The sequence below is a fragment of the Polaribacter uvawellassae genome (assembly GCF_039748955.1).
GTDB lineage: Bacteria > Bacteroidota > Bacteroidia > Flavobacteriales > Flavobacteriaceae > Polaribacter > Polaribacter uvawellassae.
On the sequence record NZ_JBDIZN010000002.1, the window covers coordinates 174739 to 195860 of the forward strand.

Genomic DNA, 21122 nt, shown 5'->3' on the forward strand with positions numbered 1-21122 from the left:
TCAATAAAAATTATTCTTTCCAAACTTCTCCTTCTGGTTGTTTAGGGTTTGCGGGTGTAGTTCCTTGAAGTGAAATAATATAGCTAGAAACTTTTGCAATATCTATTGGTTTTAAAATTTTATTCCAAGCAACCATCCCTTTTCCATCTCTACCTCCGTTAGAAACGACTGTAAAAACATTTTTTATTCCACCGCCTAAAATCCAGTTTTCATCTGTTAAGTTCGGACCAATAGTACCACCACCATCTGGACCATGACAAGCTGCACAATTTAAATTAAAAATAGCTTTTCCTCTACTTAAATCTTTTTCATCAGTTAATAATGTAACTGTAGAAACATCAATAATATCTGTTGCAGTTTCTTTGTACTTATTTAATGATACTTTAGCTTCTGCAACGGCGTTATTATACTCCGTTATTTGGTTATCTCCGTCCATTACTTCAAAACGAATTAAATAAACAACTGCAAAAACGATAGTTGCATAAAACATATACACCCACCATGGTGGCAAAGAATTATCTAACTCTTTTATTCCGTCATATTCATGATCTAAAATAATTTCTTCTTCTTGATCAATTCCTTTTGTATTTGTCCATTTTTGCAACAACTCTTTTACCCAAGCTGCATAATTACTTTTAGACTCTTCTGGTATAACTCCATTTTTCTCGTTTTCTAATAATTGAACTTTTTTAAGTGCCATTATTAATATTAAGACAAGCATTAATACAACTACTAAAAAAGTAGTTAATACTAAACCTGGTAAAGGATTATCCAAAAAGTTGAATGGTTCTTCAAAACTATCCGCTATTTCTGTGAAAACAAACGGCATGGCAAAAATGAAAAGAACAGATACGATTGCTATAATATATTTTTTCATTACTTTTTATTTTTTAATTATCTAATGGTATTTGACTTACTTTATTAATGTATTCTTTTTTAGAGGTAAATACCCACCAAAATAGCACTACAAAGAATCCGAAAAAGACTAACAGAGAAATCATTGGATAAATTTCTATCCCTGTAATACTTTCCATATGATTTTTTACAAATTTTAACATGATTTTCTATTTTTAATCGTTTAATAAAGCTTCTACATCTTTCACCTTAATATCTGTACCAAGTCTTTGTAAATACGCAATAAGCGCTACAATTTCTCTATTCTTCATTTCAACAAAAGGCTCATTATTATCTTCTGCATATTTTTTATCTGCTTCATAATTTTTTACAAAATCAGGATCGGCATATAAGTTTTGCTCAATAATTGTTCCTTGCTCTAACATATGTTGCTGAGCGTTTGCAATATCTTCTTCTGTATACGGTACACCAAGTGTTACCATTACTTTCATTTTACTTTCTGTATCGGACTTATCTAATTCATTTTTAATCAACCACTTATAACCTGGCATAATTGATCCTGGTGATGTACTCTGAGGATCGTACATGTGATTTAAATGCCAACTATCAGAATATTTTCCTCCTTGTCTGTGTAAATCTGGCCCAGTACGTTTAGATCCCCATAAAAATGGATGATCGTATACAAATTCTCCTGCCTTTGAATATTCTCCGTAACGCTCAACTTCACTTCTAAAAGGACGAATCATTTGTGAGTGACATCCCACACAACCTTCACGGATATAAATATCTCTTCCTTCTAATTCTAAAGGAGTATATGGTTTTACACTACTAATTGTAGGAATATTTGATTTTACTAATAAAGTTGGAATAATCTGAACTGCACCACCTATTAAAATAGCAATAGTTGCATAAATTGTAAGTTTTATTGGCTTACGCTCTAACCAAGTGTGCCATCCTTCTCCTTTTGTTCTGTATTTTGATACTTTTTCTAAAGCAGGTGCTTCGGCCAATTCATCGGTAACATCACTTCCTGCTTTAATTGTTAGAATTATATTGTAAAGCATTATTATTGCTCCAATAATAAACATAGTTCCACCAATTGCACGCATCCAATACATTGGTACAATTTCGTTAACGGTTTCTAAGAAGTTACCGTAAGTTAAAGTTCCGTCTGGATTAAATTGTTTCCACATAGATGCTTGTACAAATCCAGCAACATACATTGGTAATGCATATAAAATGATTCCTAATGTTCCAATCCAAAAGTGAGCATTTGCTAATCCTGTAGAAAATAATTTTGTTTTAAACATTCTTGGAACTAACCAATAAATCATACCAAAGGCAAAGAAACCATTCCAAGCTAATGCTCCAACGTGAACGTGAGCAATAATCCAATCGCTAAAATGCGCTATTGCATTTACATTTTTTAATGATAACATTGGACCTTCAAAAGTTGCCATACCATAACCAGTAATTGCAACTACAAAGAATTTTAAAACAGGATCCGTTCTTACTTTATCCCAAGCTCCACGCAGTGTTAATAATCCGTTTATCATTCCACCCCAAGATGGAGCCAATAACATTACAGAAAATGCAACTCCTAAGTTTTGCGCCCAATCTGGTAAAGATGTATATAATAAGTGATGAGGACCAGCCCAAATGTAAATAAAGATCAACGACCAAAAGTGTACAATTGATAATCTATAAGAATATACTGGTCTGTTTGCAGCTTTAGGAACAAAGTAATACATCAGTCCTAAAAAAGGTGTTGTTAAGAAAAATGCAACTGCATTATGTCCGTACCACCATTGCACCAAAGCATCTTGAACTCCTGCATACACAGAATAACTTTTCATGAAGCTTACCGGCAACGCCAAACTATTAAAAATGTGTAATACTGCAACAGTAACAAAAGTTGCTAAATAAAACCATATTGCAACATATAAATGTCTTTGTCTTCTTTGTAAGATTGTCCAAATCATGTTGGCACCAAATGCTACCCAAACTAAAGCAATTGCAATATCTATTGGCCACTCTAATTCGGCATACTCTTTAGATGTTGTGTATCCTAAAGGCAATGTTATTGCAGCTGCAACAATGATTAACTGCCAACCCCAAAAGTTAAAATTACTTAAAAAGTTACTTGCCATTCTTGCTTTTAACAATCTTTGAAGCGAGTAATAAACTCCTGCAAAAATTGCATTACCAACAAAAGCAAAAATTACTGCATTTGTGTGTAATGGTCTTAAACGTCCAAAACTTAACCACGAAATTCCGTCAGTATAGTTTGGGAATAAAAACATAAAAGCTAGCATTAACCCGACGGTAAACCCTACTATTCCCCATAGTAAAGTAGCGTAGATAAATTTCTTTACGATCTTGTTATCGTAATAAAACTGTTGCATTTCCATAATTTAATTGTATTTAATATCTAGTTAGTTTCTTTTTTGGTTGGTGTTTTTACTAATTCATCATCAAACAGCATTCGAACAGATGGCGTATACGAATCATCATACTGCCCGCTTTTTACCGAATAAATAAATGCTATAAAAAAAATGATTGCCACTAAGATACTTAGTGTAAGTAGTAAATATATAACGCTCATATCTTGCCTGATTTGAATTTCAAAAATACAGTTTCTCGTTTGCTCATAATATGATATTTATCATCTTTTCTTATTTATTGAAAAAATTAAATTGTCATTGAAAATAATTGCGTTTCTGGTTTACTTCTTTGCAAACGTGCATCAAATGCCATACATATATTTCTTACATAAGGTCTTGCTTTTTCTGGTATTATTAAAGAATTATCATCTAAAATTACCAATCCGTCTGATACCATCTCGTCTAAAAGTAAAAAATGTTTTTCTAATTCTATAATTTTTAAATCACTTTTATTCCATGTTGTATTAAAATGACACATCATGTTTAAAATATGCTTTCTTACAATTAAATCTTCTTCTGTTAATAAATGTCCTTTAAAGATTGGAATTTCACCTTCATTTACTAATTTTTGATATTCTTTTACTGTTTTTACATTTTGTGCAAACGCGTACCAAGAATCTGAAATTGCAGACATTCCCAATCCAACCATTAGTAATGTTTTATTAGCTGTATAACCCATAAAATTTCTGTGCAACGTTTTTTCTTCTGTTGCTTTAAAAAGCGAATCTGTTTTTAAAGCAAAATGATCCATCCCGATTTCTACATAACCTAATTCTGCAAACAATTCTTTACCAACTTCGTATAGTTCTCTTTTTTCATCGTCTTTTGGTAAATCTTTTTCGTTAAATCCGCGTTGACCAACTCCTTTTACCCAAGGAACATGTGCATAACTATAAAACGAAATTCTATCTGGTTGTAATATTTTTGTTTTTTCAATTGTTTCGATAATATTTTCTTTGGTTTGAAAAGGTAAACCAAAAATTAAATCGTGACTTACAGATGTATATCCAATTTCTCGAGACCATTTTGTTACATTTTCAACATTTTCGAAAGGTTGAATTCTATGAATTGCTTTTTGTACAATTGGATCATAATCTTGTACACCAAAACTAATTCTTGTAAATCCTAAATCATACAAAGTTTGCAATTGCTCTTTGGTTGTGTTGTTTGGATGTCCTTCTAAACTAAACTCATAATCAGCATGTCTATCAGCATACACAAATAATCCGTCAATTAATTTTTTAAGTTGAAAGCTCGAAAAAAATGTTGGTGTTCCGCCACCTAAATGAATTTCTTTTATGATTGGTTTTTCACCCACCAAATCAACATATAATTTCCATTCTTTTAAAACGGTATCAATATAATCCTCTTCAACTTCGTGACGTTTGGTAATGTGTTTATGGCAGGCACAAAACGTACACAAACTTTCACAAAATGGTAAATGAATATATAAACTAATACCTTCTGATTGATTGCTTTCTGTAAAAGATTTTTGAAAACTTTTTATCCAATTTTCTTTAGAAATTCCTTCTTTATCCCAATACGGAACCGTTGGATAGCTTGTATATCTTGGTCCTGGAATATTGTATTTTTGTATTAATGAACTCATTATTATATTGTCTTTTCTCTACATATATTTTCTTATTCTCGACTCCGTTTGATTTGATTGAAATTTAATCGATTTAAATTATATCTAAGGCGATTAAAACCATTTCTTTAAACGTTTGTTCTCTTTCTTCTGCTGATGTTTTTTCTTTGGTAACTAAACTATCAGAAATTGTTAAGATTGATAAGGCATTTACATTGTGTTTTGCCGCAGTTGTATACAAACCAGCCGTTTCCATTTCTACACACAACACACCAAATTCTGCCCAATGTTTATAATCTTCAAAATTATCTGTATAAAATTCATCAGAACTTAACACGTTTCCTGCTTTAATCGGAATGTTTTGTTTTTTTGCAGCAATAACGGCTTTGTTAAATAACTCAAAATTTGCTGTTGGCGCATAGCTTGCTCCATGAAAACGTTGTGCATTAATTCCTGATGTTGTAGAACCTGCCATTGCTAAAACGATATCTCTAATTTTTACATCATTTTGATAAGAACCTGCAGAACCAACACGTATTAAATTCTTTACTCCAAATTGCGTAATCAATTCATTTGCGTAAATTAATGCAGACGGAATTCCCATTCCTGTTCCTTGAACAGAAACTCTTTTCCCTTTATAAGTTCCTGTAAAACCTAACATTCCTCTAACTTCATTATAACAAACTACATTTTCTAAAAATGTGTCTGCAATCCATTTTGCTCTTAACGGATCTCCAGGCAACAAAATAGACTCTGCTACATCTCCTGGTTTTGCATCAATATGAATACTCATAATTTAATTTTTTAATTTTCTTCCTAAAATATTTGTCATAATTGTTGTAAAAACTACAATTGTAATTGAACTCAACGGCATTAGAATTGCCGCAATTACAGGTTCTAATTGTCCTGTTACAGCAAAATACAACCCAATAACATTATAACATAAAGATAATACAAAACTATATTTAATAATCTTGATTGCTTTTTTAGACATTTCTAAATAAGTGGCAATATTTTTAAATTTACTAGCATCTAAAATAGCATCACAAGCTGGCGAAAAAACGTTTATATTTTCTGACAAAGAAAACCCAACATCACTTTGCGCCAAAGCTCCAGCGTCATTTAAACCATCGCCAATCATTAATACTTTGTTTCCTTTTTCTTGTAATGATTTTATGTAGTCTAATTTATCTTCTGGTTTTTGATTGAATAAAAACTCTACTTTTTTTGGTAATTTTTTTTCTAAATATTCTTTTTCGCCTTCGTTATCACCAGAAAGAATTGATAAATTATAATTGTTTTTCAATTTTTGAAACAATCGTTTCATATATTTTCGGTACGAATTTTTAAAAACGTATTTCCCAAAATATTCTCCGTTTATACTGATATGAATTGCCGTTTCAAACTGATTGTCTTTCGGGCTATTTTCTACAAATGATTGCGAACCAATTTTTATTGAAATTCCGTTTGCATTTGCCTCAATTCCTTTTCCAACAAGTTCCTGAAAAGCATCTAATTCAACATGGTTTATTGCACCAAAAGTATCGTACAACATTCTACTTAATGGATGATTAGAAATTCGAACTGCATTTTGTAAAACCTCTTTTTCTATTTCTGAAAATGATTTTCCTTCATAATGTATTTCGTTCTTTTTGGTGGATGTTAACGTTCCTGTTTTGTCAAAAATAATGGAGTTTATTTTTGCCATTTTTTCGATAATTGCTGCATTTTTAAGATACAGTTTTTTCTTTCCAAGAATCCTTAACAAATTACCCAAAGTAAAAGGTGCAGCTAATGCAATTGCACACGGACACGCAATAATTAATACAGCAGTAAACACATTTAATGCTTTACTTGCATCTGTAAACAACCAAAATAATGTAGCAATTGTAGCAATTGACAAAACAAAAATGGTAAATCGTTTGCTAATTGTATCAGTTAGGTTTTTAAATTTTGAAGTTTTTTCTTCATTAAAAACATCATTGCTCCACAGTTGTGTTAAGTAACTTTGCGAAACAGATTTTAAAACTTCCATTTCTATAATTCCGTTGAGTTGTTTTCCGCCAGCAAAAATTTTATCTCCAGATTTCTTTTCTACCGCAACAGATTCTCCAGTAACAAAACTATAATCTATATTTGCATCTCCGTTAATTAGAATTCCATCAACAGGAATTAATTCGTTGTTTCTAATTAATAAACGATCGCCTTTTACAACATCATAAATTTGTGTGTTTTCTTCTGTTTTATCAGTATTTATTTTGGTAACTGCAATTGGAAAATAAGATTTAAAATCGCGCTCAAAAGACAAGAAACTATAGGTTTTTTGTTGAAAAAATTTACCTGTCAATAAAAAGAAAACCAAACCTGTTAAACTATCAAAAAAGCCTGAGCCTAAATCAAACGCAATTTCTACTGTACTTCTTATAAACAAAACTAAAACCCCGAGCGCAATTGGCACATCAATATTTAGCATTTTAGAACGCAAACCTTTGTAAGCAGAAATAAAATAATCTTTTGCAGAATAAAAAACTACAGGTAAAGAAAAGGCAAACATCAACCATCTAAACAAATGTTTGTATTGCTCTAACCAAAATTCGTTTACTTCAAAATATTCTGGAAACGACAAAAACATTACATTTCCGAATGCAAAGCCAGCAAAAGCTAATTGATATAATAAAGTTCTGTCTATTTTCTTTTTACCAACTTCATAATCTTCTAAACTAATGTACGGCTCGTAACCAATTGAACTCAGCATTAAAACAATTTCTTTTAAGCTTGTCTTTTCTGAATCGAATGTAATCCTGATGGTTTTCTTTGGGAAATTAACCTGAGAAGCAATAATGTTTTTTTGTAGTTTATTTAAATTTTCTAACACCCAAATACAAGAGCTACAATGAATATGTGGAATGTATAATGAAACAACTTGCTTGTTGCTATCGTTAAATTCGATTAATTTTTCTACAATCTTTTGATTGTCTAAAAAATCGTATTTTCCTTGAATTTCTTCTGGAATTGCTCCCGGATTTTTATCAAAATCGTAGTAACACGTTAAGTCGTTGTCAGAAAAAATTTCGAAAACAGTTTTACATCCATTACAACAAAAAAACTTATCGTCTATTGTAATTGACTTATTATCACAAGTATTACCACAATGATAACATAACAAATCGCTCATATTATTTACTCTAAATGCCTGGAACAAATGTCTAAGATAACTTTAATTTATAACATGATAATTGTCAGTTTTTGCTTATATTTGAATGCGAAAATCGACAGGGAAAATGAGCAAATGTGAGCAATGTATTGTCAGGCAGTTAAACTCCTTAAAAAAACTAACAGCAAAAGAACTTTCAAAAATTTCTGCTTGTAAAACATCCAGAATAGTAAAAAAAGGCGATGTGCTTTTTGATGAAGGCGAACATATAAATGGTGTTTTTTGTATTAGTTCTGGTGTTTGTAAAGTTTCTAAAATGAGCTCTAACGGAAGAGAACAAATTATTCATCTAGTAAATAAAGGAGATTTTTTAGGAGAACGAAGTTTAATTAATGACGATGTTGCTAACTTAAAAGCAACTGCAATTAGCGATATGGAAGTTTGCTTTATTCCAAGAGAAGAAATTATTAATGATTTAAGACAAAACCCAGATTTTTCTTTAAGTGTTTTAAAAGACATGGCAAACTCTTTAAAAAATGCCGACAATCTAATTGTAGATATGGCTCAGAAAACTGTAAAACAACGTTTGGCAGAAATGTTATTAAACTTAGATGAGAAATTCGGTCATAATAGAGATAATATATTAGACATTCACTTATCAAGAGAAGATATTGCTAATATAATTGGAACCGCTACAGAATCTGCAATTCGCTTATTATCAGAATTTAAAAGAGAAAAAATTATTTCTTTAAAAGGAAAAAATATTTCTTTAATTGATATTCCTAAACTTAAAAAAATAGCTCAAGGATTTTAAAATTTTACTTTTTTGAAAGAAATTTGGTACAACTTCTTTAAAATTTATATTAAAACAGGCTTGTTTTTTTACACTAAAAAAATAAAGATTGTTGGCAAAGAAAATATTCCAAAAAAAGGCGCAGTGCTTTTTGCTGTAAATCATCCAAACGGATTGTTAGATCCGTTATTAGTTACTACAAACACACCAAGAGTTACACATTATTTAGTTAGAGCCGCTGTTTTTAAAAAACCATTGGTAAAAAAGTTTTTAGGAACATTAAATTTGATGCCAATTTACAGAATTAGAGACGGCGTAAAAGAACTATCTAAAAACACAGAAGTATTTAATGATTGCTACGAAATTCTAAATAAACAAAGAGCATTAATGATTTTTCCTGAAGGAAGTCACGATAAAAGAAGAACTGTACGGAACTTAAGTAAAGGATTTACACGAATTCTTTTTGGTGCTTTTGATAAATATCCAGAGTTAAAAGTAACTGTTATTCCAGTCGGAATTACCTATCAAAACATTGGTCAATTTCCTTGTAAAGTTGCCATACATTACGGCAAACCAATTTTAGCAAATGAGTATTACAATCCTAATGAAATTAACAAATCTATCAATTCAATAAAAGAAGAAATTTCTAATCAGCTAAAAGAATTGTCGGTTCATATTCCTGCGGATGAAAATTACGAAACTATTCTAAATAAATTAAACACAAATAATGTTGATTTTACTGATGTAAACACAGTTAACAACAGTACAAAATCTGGGAAAACCACAAAACGAAAAAATAGTTTTAATTTTGTTAAACCGCTCTATTTTCTGATAATCTTAAACAGTATTTTTCCGTGGATTATTTGGAAAATCTTGTCAAAAAAAATTGATGAGACTGAATTTGTAGACACGTTTAGATTCGGGTTAGGAATCAGTATTTTTCCAATTTTTCACTTTATTCAAGCCTTGGCAATTTATACGTTTTTCTCACTAGAAATTGCAGGAATTTATTTTATTTTAATTTTAGCATTACAACTTTTATACAGCAAACTTGCTACTACTCCAACAGAATAGCATCTTGTATAATTTGCTGAATTTTCGTTCTAATATTTTCTGTAATCAACCCATTATTATCCATAGTTGGATACACTCTGTTTGATAAAAAAACATATACAATTCTACTTTTGGGATCTGCCCAAGTATAGGTTCCTGTAAATCCACTATGTCCAAAACTTTCGTCAGAAACACAACCACAAGTTGCCTCAATATCTGGGTCTAATTGTGGTTTATCAAAACCCAAACCTCTACGTATTTTTTTGTCTGCGTAATAACGTGTATTAAATTTCTTTACAGTATTACTTTTTAAATATCTTTTGCCTCCGTAATATCCATTTTGCAAATACATTTGCATAATCTTTGCTACGTCGTTTGCATTAGAAAACACACCTGCATGACCAGCAACACCACCTAACATTGCTGCGCCCATGTCGTGCACATATCCTTGTAATAATTGATGTCTAAAATATTCGTCTTTTTCTGTAGGAACTATTTCATTTTTAGGAAATTTTCTTAAAGGTAAATAGCTTGTTCTATTAGCTCCTAATGAAGTATAAAAGTTTTCTTGCACTAACTCGTCTAACGGTTTTTTATACTTTTCCTCTAATGTTTTTTTTAAAATATAATACCCTAAATCACTATATTTATAACCTTCGTGCTCTCTTTGTTCTGCTTTTTTAATGCGCGTTAAAATAGAATCTCTATAAGTCGTTTTTAAAAATAAGTTTTTAGCAACTTCTATATTGTAAGTTTTAGTTTTTTTAAGTTGATAAAAATCTGGTAAATTTTCTTTTGTAACGCTATCTTGAGTTAATAAATAAAATGGAATCCAAGCTTTTAATCTTCCATTATGAGACAGAATTTCTTTTAACGTTATTGTGTCTTTATTCGTGTGATTAAATTCTGGTAATAAGTGTTTTAATTTTGTTGCAATTCTAAATTTACCTTCGCCTTCAGCTTTCATTACCATTGGCAATGTTGCTAAAATTTTAGTTAAAGAAGCAACATCATAAATGTCTGAGTTTTTAACCTTTAAAAGAGAATCATTTGTATGATAACCAAAGCTTTTCTGATAAATTACCTTTCCGGCTCTTGCAACTAGAATTTGCAATCCTGGTGCCATTTTTTTTTTTACAACTTCATTTGCTATCACATCAATTTCTGTCAATTTTACAGAAGACATTTTTACTTCTTCTGGTAATCCGTATTTTAATCTACTTAATGTTGATGAATACAAACCAAAGCCTTCCTTAAAATTATTATTGATAGAAACTGGTAATTTTCCTTTTGCTTTTACTGCACCAAATAATTGTTGTGCAGAAATTTCTTGAGCAATTTTACTGTTTTGATACGAAACAACTAATCCCTCTATATTTGTAAAAGATGTAAAATCTAACAAACTATACGGACTTGCAAAAACATCTAAAATCACTTTGTTTGTTTTTGCTATTTGCTGAATTTTAGCAATGTCTTCTTTTTTAAATTTAAAACTTTTCCAAGGATGTAAGTTTGAAGTGTGATATCCAATAATTACTAAATTATATGGTTTTAATTTTGACAACAAATTAGATGCACTTGTGCCCGAAACTACATCTACTTTTGCATAATTATTTAACATAGTAACAAATGGCTCACTATCATCATCACCAAATTTAACGTAGGCAATTTTTTGTTTATCTAAATCTTGAATAGGTATGATATCATCTTCGTTTTTTATTACAGTTATAGAATTTTCAACCAGTTTTCTATGTAATAATTCATCCGTTTTGGTATTTAAATCTTCATGTAAGTTATTTAATTCTATCGGTTTGTAATTTTGTAATCCTGCCCAATATTTTGCTTTTAATATTTTACGAACAGATTCATCTAATCTTTCAATAGTTAATTTTTTATCTTTAATTGCTTTTAGAAAATAGTCCATTGTTTCTGGAACTTCATGCGGAATCAACAACAAATCATTTCCTGCTAAAATTGCTTCTAAGTTTATTTCTTTAGACGTTGCAAAATCTGCAGCAGCTTTCATGTTTAATCCATCGGTTATAATCAATCCTTTATAACCCATTTTTTCTTTTAACAAGCCAGTTGTAATTTTATGAGATAACGAAGAAGGCAAACTTTTGTTTGGTTCTAATTTAGGAATACTCAAATGCGCTGTCATAACACTTGCTAAATTTTCATCGAACAATTTATAATACGGATACAATTCTAACGTATCTAAACGCGTTGCATCAAAATTAATAACTGGTAATGTGTGATGAGAATCTGCCGCTGTATCTCCATGACCTGGAAAATGTTTTGCATTTGCCAACACTCCAAAACGCTGCATTCCGCGAGTAAAAGCAATTGCTTTATCGGTAACATTATTTTTATCTTCTCCAAAAGAACGATTTCCAATAATTGGATTTTTTGGGTTGACATTGATATCAACAACCGGAGCAAAATTTATGTGTATTCCTAATCGTTTAGAATGTTTTCCTAATTGTTCTCCAAATTTCTCTATCAAAGAATTGTCTCTAACTGCGCCTAAAGCCATATTCCAAGGATATCGAAATGAATTTTGTAAACGCATGTCTAATCCCCATTCTGCATCAATTGCAATTAGCAAAGGATATTTTGACATTGCTTGATATTTATTTGTTAATTCTGCCTGTTTCTGTGGAGTTCCTTGCATAAAAATTAAGTTTCCGGCATGATATTTTTGTATCAATTCTTCTACTAATTTTTCGTTTACAGTATCGTTTGTAGAATAGGCTTGTACCATAAATAATTGACCAATTTTTTCTTCATTAGTCATTTTATTTAAGATATTATTTACCCATATTTCTTGAGCTTCTTTATCTTTTGTTAATAATGGATCTTTTGTTTGCGCTTGTGCTATACATAAACAAAGCACAAAAAGAAAACTTAAACTATTTTTCATAAATTATATCATAAAACGATTATGCCAGCTTTTACTTGCCGGAACTTCCCAATTATTCTCTACTTCTTCTTTGGTTTGAACCATGTTATTAAAAACAATGGTTTCTTTGGTAATTTTTTGCTCTTTGGCAAACTGCTGAAATTCTGCTAACTTTATAATATTAATGTTATCACCATCTTTAAAAGAAACATTCATTTTATTCATTAAATCAATTTGCAATTCGTTTTCTAATTCTTTTACAAAACGAACCGAAGCATCAATTGAACAACCAGAAACATTGTTAAAACCTTCATCTACCGCTAAGACTAAAAATTGATTGTATTTAATGGTAAACGAACCTTTTAAATTATCTCCATGACGCGTCCATTGTTCAATAAAATCAGTTGCTTTTCTCGAAATAAATTCGATTTCTTTATTTGTAAAAACTCTATCGGATTGATACATCCAAACTCTAGAATTATTTGGTAAATTTTTATATTCTGTAAACATTTCTATCTTTTTTTTAATTTGATAAAGTTAAAGAAATTGCAGGAGCAAACTTTCTAAATCTACTAATTTTAGTAAATTCAGATTTCCTCCAATTTCCTTTCACATAATAATACGTTCTTTCTTTTGGTTTTTTATAATTGTATTTTGTAAAACCGATTACTGGCGCATACAAAGTTTCTAAATCTGATTCTCCTTCTATATCGTTTCCATATTTATTAAATGGAATATATAATTTTTCAAATGCAATAAACAAGCCATTCTTTGGCATTTCAATACTATAATTTGATAAATTAATTTCTGTTTGCAATTGCCCTTCAGATATTGTTACCGGTAAATTTACATTTAACAAATCGTTTTTTGGTAAACCCGTTATTTCATCTCTATCAAAAACACGAACTCTGAATTTCGATTTTTTATTGTGTCTTTTAGAAAAGTAAATTGCTACTTTAGAAACATAATTGCAGCATTCATTTTTCTTTGTGTTCGGAAAATACTTTGCCAACATTCGCATCCCGACTGTATGAACTCCATGAACTTTCCTTTTTATTTTATCTATTAAAATTGATTTATCAACTCTTTTAGAAATTACAACCTCATCAATAACATTCTCTTTCGGAATCATAAACAAGGTTTTCTTATTTATATCCGAAGCATTTACAATTGTGTCTTTATAATTCAAACAAGAAATATGCACTTTACCTTCTAAATATTTCTCACTGATGTTCATAAAAAAAGCACCATCTTCTGTAGTAGAAATTCCTTTTGTAGTTTCTATAAAGCTAATATTTGCGTACACAACGGGTTCTTTTGTTTTTGCGTCTAACAATTTACCTTTAAAGGTTGATTGCTGACCAACAAGTTGAAAAGACATAAAAACAAATAAAAGAAACCATTTTTTCATTTAACGTAAATTAAATTTTTGCTGTAAAGCGTTTAGCTTTTCATCATCTGTCATAGTATTTTTTGGTTCAGACATACGCTCTTTAATTTCTCTCAATACTTTTTTAGTGAATAGCGGAAAATCTGCGTTTTGCATCCAATTATTATAACCTGGGTTTTCTTTAAAAACTTCTTCTACCGTTCTATTTTTATATTTTCCGAAGGAAAAAATTTCTTGGTCATCATCATTAAACAAAATAAAACCTGCAAAATCAGCTCTTTTTCCGTGCGATGAAAATTCACTTAATTCATTTACAGTAGTTCCAATATCTTCGTATTTTTCTAATTGCGCTAATAAGATTTCGTAAGTTGCATTTGTGTCTGCTTCTGCTCCATGCGCTCCTTCTAATTCTTTTCCGCAGTAAAATTGATAACCAGCACTTAAGGTTCTTTGTTCTTTTTTATGAAAAATTACTTGTACATCAATTGCTTTTCTCTTATTCATATCAAAATCAATACCAGCTCGCATTAACTCTTCTGCTAAAAGTGGAATGTCAAATCGATTAGAATTAAATCCGGCCAAATCGCAATCTGCAATTAGCTCATTTATTTGAGGCGCCAATTCTTTAAACGTTGGTTCTGTAACTACTTGTTCATTTGTAATTCCGTGAATATCTGAAGCTTCTTTCGGGATTTCAATCTCTGGATTTACCAACCAAGTTTTACTTTCTTTATTTCCGTTCGGAAAGACTTTTAAAATTGCTATTTCAACAATTTTATCAGTTCCAATATTAATTCCTGTTGTTTCTAAATCGAAAAATACGATTGGCTTCTCTAACTTTAATTTCATCATTTTAACTTTCTCTCCTAAATTCTATAGTACGCTAAAGGTATATAAATCTGTTTAATTTTCTATCAATTTTAGAGGTAGATATCACTTTATTTTTGAGATTAAATACATTTTTATATGATATTAAATACATTTAAAATTTTTGATAACTTAGCTAACACTTTAAATTTAACTTATTATCAAATCTGAAGTTAATATCACTAAAAATTAAAAGTTAATCTTGAAATGAATATTGAAGAAATTAGATCGTTATTTCCTGTTACAAAAGAAGCAACTTATCTTAATAACGCTTCACAAGCGCCACTAAATACATTGGTTTATGAGAAACTTCAATCCTATTTAAAAACAGAGTTTTATCTTATTGGTAAAAAAGGTTTTAATCGTGATACAATTCGTATTCCTTTATCAAAAATATTAGGAGGTTCACCAGAAGAATATGCATTAACAACAAGTACTGGAGTTGGAATTGGAATTGTTGCGCAAGGAATCAACTTTAAAAAAGGAGATAATATAATTCTACCAGAACGCGAACATTGGAACAATTCTTTTCCTTGGTTGCAACTCGAAAAAAAAGGCGTTGAAATTCGATTTGTCAAACTAAATGAAAACAATAGTTTTAATGCTGAAGCAATTGAAAAACTTATTGATAATAATACACGTGTTGTTGCTGTAGCAGCTGTAAGATATAACAGCGGTTTTAGACCAAATTTAGCTGCAATTGGAAAAATTGCGCATAAAAATAATGCACTTTTTGTAGTAGATGTTGCACAAGCTGCTGGTATAATTCCGATTGATGTTGAAAAAGATGAAATTGATGTAATGTCTGGTTGTGGTTTTAAATGGTTGCTCGGAATGGACGGAACTGGTTTTTTATACGTGAGTAAACGTATTGTAAAAACGATAAATCCCGTTTTACCAGGAATGTTCTCTGCCGAAAGAGTTGATGACACACTTTCTTTTTATACTGATTCTAGAAAATTTGAAACGGGCACAATGGCATATTCGCTTTTTAATGCTTGGTCTGCCGGACTTCAATTATTGTTAGAAATTGGAATTGAAAATATTTACAACAAAGCGTTAGAAAACACAGATCTTATAATTGACGGACTTAAAAAGAAAGAGTACAAAATAGTAACACCAATTGAAAAAAGAGAAGAAAGATCTGCTATTGTTCATTTTAATACGGGTTCTTTTGAAAAAACAAAAACTTTGTTTCACAAGCTTAAAGAAAATAACATTCTAGTTACGTTACAAGGAGAAAACATTAGAGTTAGTCCAAATTTTTACACCTCAAAAGAAGACATTATTACTTTTTTAAATTTAATCTAAACCATTGAGTTTATAATCATAAATTCAGCTTGTTTCTAAGTTTATTTTTAGATAACTTCGCTAACTACTGATATAAATCGGATTCATATCAAAATGCGATTTAGCGGAACCTAAAACTTGCTTGTTTAAAAATGAAACACAATTCATATAGATACATTTTACTCTTTTCCATTCTTTTCGGAATCTTTTCAAAAGGTTTTTCTCAAAAAATAATAGAAAACTATACTCCAAAAAGCGGCGATAGTTTACGAATTGGAACAACCAATAAAGATTTTATTCCGCTAATTAAAAAAGGTTTTACGTTATCATTACCAAAAGGCAAAAACATAAAAGGAGTTCTCATTTTTCTTGAAGATTCTGGTTTCGACAAGAAGAATAAAAGCGCAAAACAGATTTATAAACAAGCAATATCTAATAATTTTGCCACCTTATCTGTTTCATCAGAAATTCCTTTTGATTTTTATTTCTCTAAAAACTCAGCGTTACATTCACATAAAATAATAAAACAAGTTTTTGAAAAATACCATTTACCAAACAACAATATCTTTTTTATTGGTGTTGGACTTTCTGGACATAGAGCAATGAAGCACATCGAGTTTATGATAGAAGACAACTACACATTTCAATTAAATATTAAAGGCATTGTTGTTTGCAATTCTATTTTAGATTGGTCTAGCGAATGGTATAAGTTTGACCGAGAAATTAGAAATAAACGAAATGATTTATGGGAACCTACTTTTGTAAATTATATGTTAGAAAAAAATCTTAAAGGAACTCCTAAAAATAACATCCAAAACTATTTTAATTTTTCTACATATAGTTATTTTGACGAGAAGAACGACAATATAAAATACTATAAAAATTATGCAGTTAGAGCATATATTGAACCTGCAATAAAGTATTGGCTAAAGAAAAGAGGAAAAACGATGTATGACAATAACTCACCAGATATGGTTGGTTTATTGGCAGAATTAGAACTTCGAGGAAACAACAACACAGAGTTAATAGTTTTACAACCAGAAGATAATACATCTCAAATAAAAAATCCAGATTCTACTTGGAGAGCAATTGACAAAGATGAATTAATGCGTTGGATTAAACATCAATTAAACTAGAAATGCCTAAAAAAGGAAAAGCAAAAAACACCGTAAACAAAGCAAAGCATACCAAATTAATGAATCGTAAAATTAATAAGGTAAAGCAAGATAAAATAGCCAATCAAGAAAAACTAAAAGCTATTATTAAAAAGGCAAATGAAATAAAAAATAAAGAAGCATAAAAAATCCCGAGTTAACTAACTCGGGATTTGTTTTAATTATGTTTAAAAAAATTAGCTATCAATAGAACCCAAAACACGTTTCATAAAAGCATTTAATGCTTCTTTTTTTGGTGTGCCTTCTTTAATCATTTTATCTACTTCAATAGCTCCGTACATATTAGAAATTAACTCTCCAATAACATCTAACTCTTCGTCTTTTAAAGACGGAACTTCTGTTAATGCTTCTAAGGTTTCTATGGTTTCAATAATATAGTCCTGATCGTTTTCTTCGATAAAATTTGTTAAGTGTTTTATTATTGGTAGTTTCATAATTACACAACTTCGTTTACTAATTCTTTTAAAACATCAAACTTGTTTGTTTGTGTTTGATTCACAAATTTACCATCTACAAAAGTGGCAAATGTTGGTAAATTACTTACATCTGCTAATTTTCTACTTTCAGGAAACTTTTCTGCATCAGCAATTACAAAAACCATGTTTTCACTTTCTGAAGCTAACTTCTTAAATTTTGGTTTCATAATTCTACAGTTTCCACACCAAGTAGCAGAATACTGAACAACAACTGTTTTATTGTCTGCAACTATTTGTTGTAAATTATCTTGATCTAATTCTTGTACCATTTTAATTATGCATTTTAAAATTATGAATTACGAATTTTAAAACTCGTAATTCATAATTCGTAATTATTTTTTAATGTGATGCTAAATAAGCTGCAGTTCCTTTTGCATTTGCCTGCATTGCATCTTTACCTTCTTCCCAGTTTGCTGGACAAACTTCTCCGTTTGTTTGAACATGAGTATATGCATCAATTAAACGTAAATATTCATTTACATTTCTACCAACTGGCATGTGATTAATCCCTTCATGAAAAACAGTTCCTTCTTCGTCAATTAAATACGTAGCTCTGTATGTTACGTTATCTCCTTCAACTTGAATTGTTTGTGTTGCTTCATCAAAAGTTTCGTTAGTGATGTCTAAAATCCCTAAGATTGATGATAAGTTTCTATTGCTATCTGCTAAAATTGGATACGTTACACCTTCAATTCCTCCATTATCTTTTGCTGTACTTAACCATGCAAAATGTACTTCTGGTGTATCACAAGATGCACCAATTACAATGGTATTTCTTTTTTCGAACTCTCCAATTGCTGCTTGAAAAGCATGTAATTCTGTTGGACAAACAAATGTGAAATCTTTTGGATACCAAAACAACACAACTTTCTTTTTGTTGTTAACTGCTTCTTCTAATACATTTATTTTAAATGTATCACCCATTTCATTCATTGCATCTACGTTTAAATCTGGAAATTTTTTACCAACTGCTGTTGCCATTTTCTTATATTTTATAATGATTAATATTCTTTTTTCAATTACAAATATACCAAGCATTTAGAGTAAAAATGAAAAAAGTTGATGCTAATTTTTTATATTGTTATCAGCTTTATTTATAATCGACTTGAATCAAAATAGATTTAAACTATTTGCTGGCAAATAAATTTACATCACTTTTTGTTACTTCTTTTTCTCCAAGGATAATTAAACGCTCTACTACATTTCTTAATTCTCTAATATTTCCTGTCCAATCGTATTCTTGTAATAATTGAATTGCTTCTTTAGTAAAACCTTTTTTTGCTCCGCCTTGTTCTTCGGATATCTTTTGAGAAAAGAAATCTACCAATAATGGTATGTCTTCTCTACGGTCATTTAAAGCCGGAACTTGAATTAAAATTACTGCCAACCTATGATATAAATCTTCTCTAAACCTTCCTTCTGCAATTTCCTTTTTTAAATCCTTATTTGTTGCTGCTACTACTCTAACATCTACTTTTATATCTTTATCTGAACCAACTCTAGAAATTCTACTTTCTTGTAAAGCACGTAACACTTTTGCTTGTGCAGACAAACTCATATCACCAATTTCATCTAAGAAAATAGTGCCACCATTTGCGGCTTCAAACTTTCCTGCTCGGTCTTTATTTGCTCCAGTAAAACTTCCTTTTACGTGTCCAAACAATTCGCTTTCTATTAATTCAGACGGAATAGCCGCACAATTAACTTCTATCATAGTTGCTTTAGAGCGATCCGATTTTTCGTGTAACCAATGCGCAACCAATTCTTTACCTGTTCCGTTTGGTCCCGTAATTAAAACTCGTGCATCTGTTGCCGCAACTTTTTCTATTATCTCTTTAATATGAGAAATAGCATCGCTTTCGCCAACCATTTCATAATTTTTGCTTACTTTTTTCTTTAATCGTTTGTTTTCTACAACCAATTCTTTTCTGTCTAATGCATTACGAACTGTGTTTAACAAACGGTTTAAATCTGGCGGTTTAGAAATATAATCAAAAGCTCCTAAACGCATTGTCTTTACAGCAGTTTCTAAATCTCCATGACCAGAAATCATTACAATCGGTGTTTCTGGTTTTATCTTTTTTGCTTTTTCTAATACCTCAACACCATCCATTTTTGGCATTTTTATATCACAAAAAACCAAGTCGTAATCAGTATTCATAATCATTTCAATTCCTTGCAAACCATCTTCTGCTTCTTCTACATTATAAGCATCATTCTCTTCTGAAATAATTTTTTTTAATACTCTTCTAATTGCTGCTTCGTCTTCTATGATTAAAATTTTTGGCATATGTATTTTATTTATTTATAATATGAATATCTCTTTGTGGAAAAGGAATAGAAATATTGTTTTCTCTAAACAATCTATCTATTTCGAAACGGATATCACTTTGGGTAAAACGTACATCGAAACTATTTTGAACAGTAAATGAAACTCGAAAGTTTAAAGAACTGTCAGCAAAATCGGTAAAAAACACTTTTGGCTCTGGATAATCTAAAACTAATTTATGCTCAGATGATATTTGCAACAACAACTTTTTTACAAGTTCGACATCACTTCCGTAAGCAACACCAATTTCTACTGCTTCTCTTGTTTCTTCTCCATTTGCTGTCCAATTATACAATGTATTTGTTAAGTATAAATGATTGGGAATTACCATTACTTTATTATCAACAGTAACAGCTCTAGTTGTTCGTAAATTTATTTCTGTAACTCTACCAACTTTTCCTTCTAATTCAATAATATCTCCGGCATGCACAGATTGATCACTTAAAATAAAAATTCCAGAAATTATATCTTGAAACAATGTTTGCAATGCCAAACCAACACCAATTAATAATGCTGCTGATGCTGCAAAAATTGCTGTTACATTAACACCTGCGGTGTGCATTGTTATTAAGAAAATAACAATATATATCAACCATTTTAAGTAATTAAAAACTGAAATAAATTTTGCTTTATCAGTATCTGGCAGTTTTCTAGTGATAAACTTTCGCAATAATTTTAACAAAAAACCTGTTAGCATTAAAGCAATAATCAAAATTATAATTGCCAAAACACTTATATGACTCTTTTCGCCAAAATAAAATGAATAATTTAAAAACTCTCTTATTTTTTCCATGTTTTAAAGGTAC

The 21122-nt window shown here is 30.1% G+C and carries 21 protein-coding genes; 5 read left to right on the forward strand and 16 right to left on the reverse strand.

The annotated features are described in order from the left end of the window. Positions 1 to 10: 10 nt before the first annotated feature. From ABDX67_RS05035 to ABDX67_RS05065, 7 genes are all read right to left on the reverse strand, one after another. On the reverse strand, positions 11 to 877 hold the full coding sequence (locus tag ABDX67_RS05035; RefSeq protein ID WP_347173878.1) for a cbb3-type cytochrome c oxidase N-terminal domain-containing protein: 867 nt from the start codon (positions 875 to 877) through the stop codon (positions 11 to 13). A 13-nt stretch (positions 878 to 890) separates the two neighbouring features. Then, positions 891 to 1058, reverse strand: a complete 168-nt coding sequence (locus ABDX67_RS05040) for a CcoQ/FixQ family Cbb3-type cytochrome c oxidase assembly chaperone (RefSeq protein ID WP_347173879.1) — start codon at positions 1056 to 1058, stop codon at positions 891 to 893. A gap of 12 nt (positions 1059 to 1070) precedes the next feature. Next, positions 1071 to 3266: a cytochrome-c oxidase, cbb3-type subunit I gene (gene ccoN, locus ABDX67_RS05045; RefSeq protein ID WP_347173880.1), complete on the reverse strand. Its 2196-nt coding sequence runs from the start codon at positions 3264 to 3266 to the stop codon at positions 1071 to 1073. 20 nt (positions 3267 to 3286) lie between these two features. Then, the gene (ccoS, locus tag ABDX67_RS05050; RefSeq protein WP_347173881.1) at positions 3287 to 3460 is read right to left on the reverse strand and encodes a cbb3-type cytochrome oxidase assembly protein CcoS; all 174 of its coding nucleotides are present in this window, start codon (positions 3458 to 3460) and stop codon (positions 3287 to 3289) included. Positions 3461 to 3546: 86 nt separating this feature from the next. Further along, positions 3547 to 4908: an oxygen-independent coproporphyrinogen III oxidase gene (hemN, locus tag ABDX67_RS05055; RefSeq protein ID WP_347173882.1), complete on the reverse strand. Its 1362-nt coding sequence runs from the start codon at positions 4906 to 4908 to the stop codon at positions 3547 to 3549. Between the two features lie 73 nt (positions 4909 to 4981). Further along, on the reverse strand, positions 4982 to 5680 hold the full coding sequence (gene deoD / locus ABDX67_RS05060; RefSeq protein WP_347173883.1) for a purine-nucleoside phosphorylase: 699 nt from the start codon (positions 5678 to 5680) through the stop codon (positions 4982 to 4984). Between the two features lie 3 nt (positions 5681 to 5683). Beyond that, a complete protein-coding gene (locus ABDX67_RS05065) occupies positions 5684 to 8062 on the reverse strand; it encodes a heavy metal translocating P-type ATPase (protein WP_347173884.1) in 2379 nt (792 codons plus the stop codon). A 106-nt stretch (positions 8063 to 8168) separates the two neighbouring features. Between ABDX67_RS05065 and ABDX67_RS05070 the strand changes: the two genes are divergently transcribed. Both ABDX67_RS05070 and ABDX67_RS05075 read left to right on the forward strand, forming a co-directional pair. Beyond that, positions 8169 to 8855, forward strand: coding sequence for a Crp/Fnr family transcriptional regulator (locus ABDX67_RS05070; protein ID WP_347173885.1), 687 nt, complete (start codon positions 8169 to 8171; stop codon positions 8853 to 8855). A 12-nt stretch (positions 8856 to 8867) separates the two neighbouring features. Beyond that, positions 8868 to 9908, forward strand: coding sequence for a lysophospholipid acyltransferase family protein (locus ABDX67_RS05075; RefSeq protein WP_347173886.1), 1041 nt, complete (start codon positions 8868 to 8870; stop codon positions 9906 to 9908). Here the strand turns inward: ABDX67_RS05075 and ABDX67_RS05080 are convergent. Genes ABDX67_RS05080 through ABDX67_RS05095 form a run of 4 tightly spaced genes read right to left on the reverse strand, consistent with a single transcriptional unit; the run spans position 9892 to position 15028 of the window. Continuing rightward, positions 9892 to 12810, reverse strand: coding sequence for a serine hydrolase domain-containing protein (locus tag ABDX67_RS05080; RefSeq protein WP_347173887.1), 2919 nt, complete (start codon positions 12808 to 12810; stop codon positions 9892 to 9894). The two genes, ABDX67_RS05075 and ABDX67_RS05080, sit on opposite strands and share 17 nt — an antisense overlap. Positions 12811 to 12813: 3 nt before the next feature. Continuing rightward, the gene (locus ABDX67_RS05085) at positions 12814 to 13299 is read right to left on the reverse strand and encodes an ABC transporter ATPase (protein WP_347173888.1); all 486 of its coding nucleotides are present in this window, start codon (positions 13297 to 13299) and stop codon (positions 12814 to 12816) included. Positions 13300 to 13312: 13 nt separating this feature from the next. After that, positions 13313 to 14200 carry a carboxypeptidase-like regulatory domain-containing protein gene (locus ABDX67_RS05090; protein ID WP_347173889.1) on the reverse strand — a complete coding sequence of 296 codons (888 nt, stop codon included), beginning with the start codon at positions 14198 to 14200 and terminating at the stop codon, positions 13313 to 13315. Then, positions 14201 to 15028, reverse strand: coding sequence for an exonuclease domain-containing protein (locus ABDX67_RS05095; protein WP_347174286.1), 828 nt, complete (start codon positions 15026 to 15028; stop codon positions 14201 to 14203). 225 nt (positions 15029 to 15253) lie between these two features. Here ABDX67_RS05095 and ABDX67_RS05100 point away from each other — a divergent pair, with 225 nt between their 5' ends. From ABDX67_RS05100 to ABDX67_RS05110, 3 genes are all read left to right on the forward strand, one after another. After that, the gene (locus tag ABDX67_RS05100; protein ID WP_347173890.1) at positions 15254 to 16357 is read left to right on the forward strand and encodes an aminotransferase class V-fold PLP-dependent enzyme; all 1104 of its coding nucleotides are present in this window, start codon (positions 15254 to 15256) and stop codon (positions 16355 to 16357) included. A gap of 131 nt (positions 16358 to 16488) precedes the next feature. Further along, the gene (locus ABDX67_RS05105) at positions 16489 to 17472 is read left to right on the forward strand and encodes a hypothetical protein (protein WP_347173891.1); all 984 of its coding nucleotides are present in this window, start codon (positions 16489 to 16491) and stop codon (positions 17470 to 17472) included. A 2-nt stretch (positions 17473 to 17474) separates the two neighbouring features. Beyond that, on the forward strand, positions 17475 to 17636 hold the full coding sequence (locus tag ABDX67_RS05110) for a hypothetical protein (protein WP_347173892.1): 162 nt from the start codon (positions 17475 to 17477) through the stop codon (positions 17634 to 17636). 51 nt (positions 17637 to 17687) lie between these two features. Here ABDX67_RS05110 and ABDX67_RS05115 read toward each other — a convergent pair whose 3' ends face one another. The 5 genes from ABDX67_RS05115 to ABDX67_RS05135 all read right to left on the reverse strand — a co-directional run bounded on the left by ABDX67_RS05115 (position 17688) and on the right by ABDX67_RS05135 (position 21109). Further along, entirely contained in the window at positions 17688 to 17945 is a 258-nt protein-coding gene (locus ABDX67_RS05115; RefSeq protein WP_347173893.1) for a DUF6952 family protein, read from the reverse strand. Positions 17946 to 17947: 2 nt separating this feature from the next. Continuing rightward, the gene (locus tag ABDX67_RS05120) at positions 17948 to 18256 is read right to left on the reverse strand and encodes a thioredoxin family protein (protein ID WP_347173894.1); all 309 of its coding nucleotides are present in this window, start codon (positions 18254 to 18256) and stop codon (positions 17948 to 17950) included. A 70-nt stretch (positions 18257 to 18326) separates the two neighbouring features. Then, positions 18327 to 18968 (reverse strand): peroxiredoxin, encoded by a 642-nt coding sequence (locus tag ABDX67_RS05125; RefSeq protein WP_347173895.1) that lies wholly within the window; start codon positions 18966 to 18968, stop codon positions 18327 to 18329. 145 nt (positions 18969 to 19113) lie between these two features. After that, entirely contained in the window at positions 19114 to 20277 is a 1164-nt protein-coding gene (locus ABDX67_RS05130; RefSeq protein ID WP_347173896.1) for a sigma-54-dependent transcriptional regulator, read from the reverse strand. Between the two features lie 7 nt (positions 20278 to 20284). Then, positions 20285 to 21109 (reverse strand): mechanosensitive ion channel family protein, encoded by an 825-nt coding sequence (locus ABDX67_RS05135; protein WP_347173897.1) that lies wholly within the window; start codon positions 21107 to 21109, stop codon positions 20285 to 20287. Between the last annotated feature and the right edge of the window lie 13 nt (positions 21110 to 21122).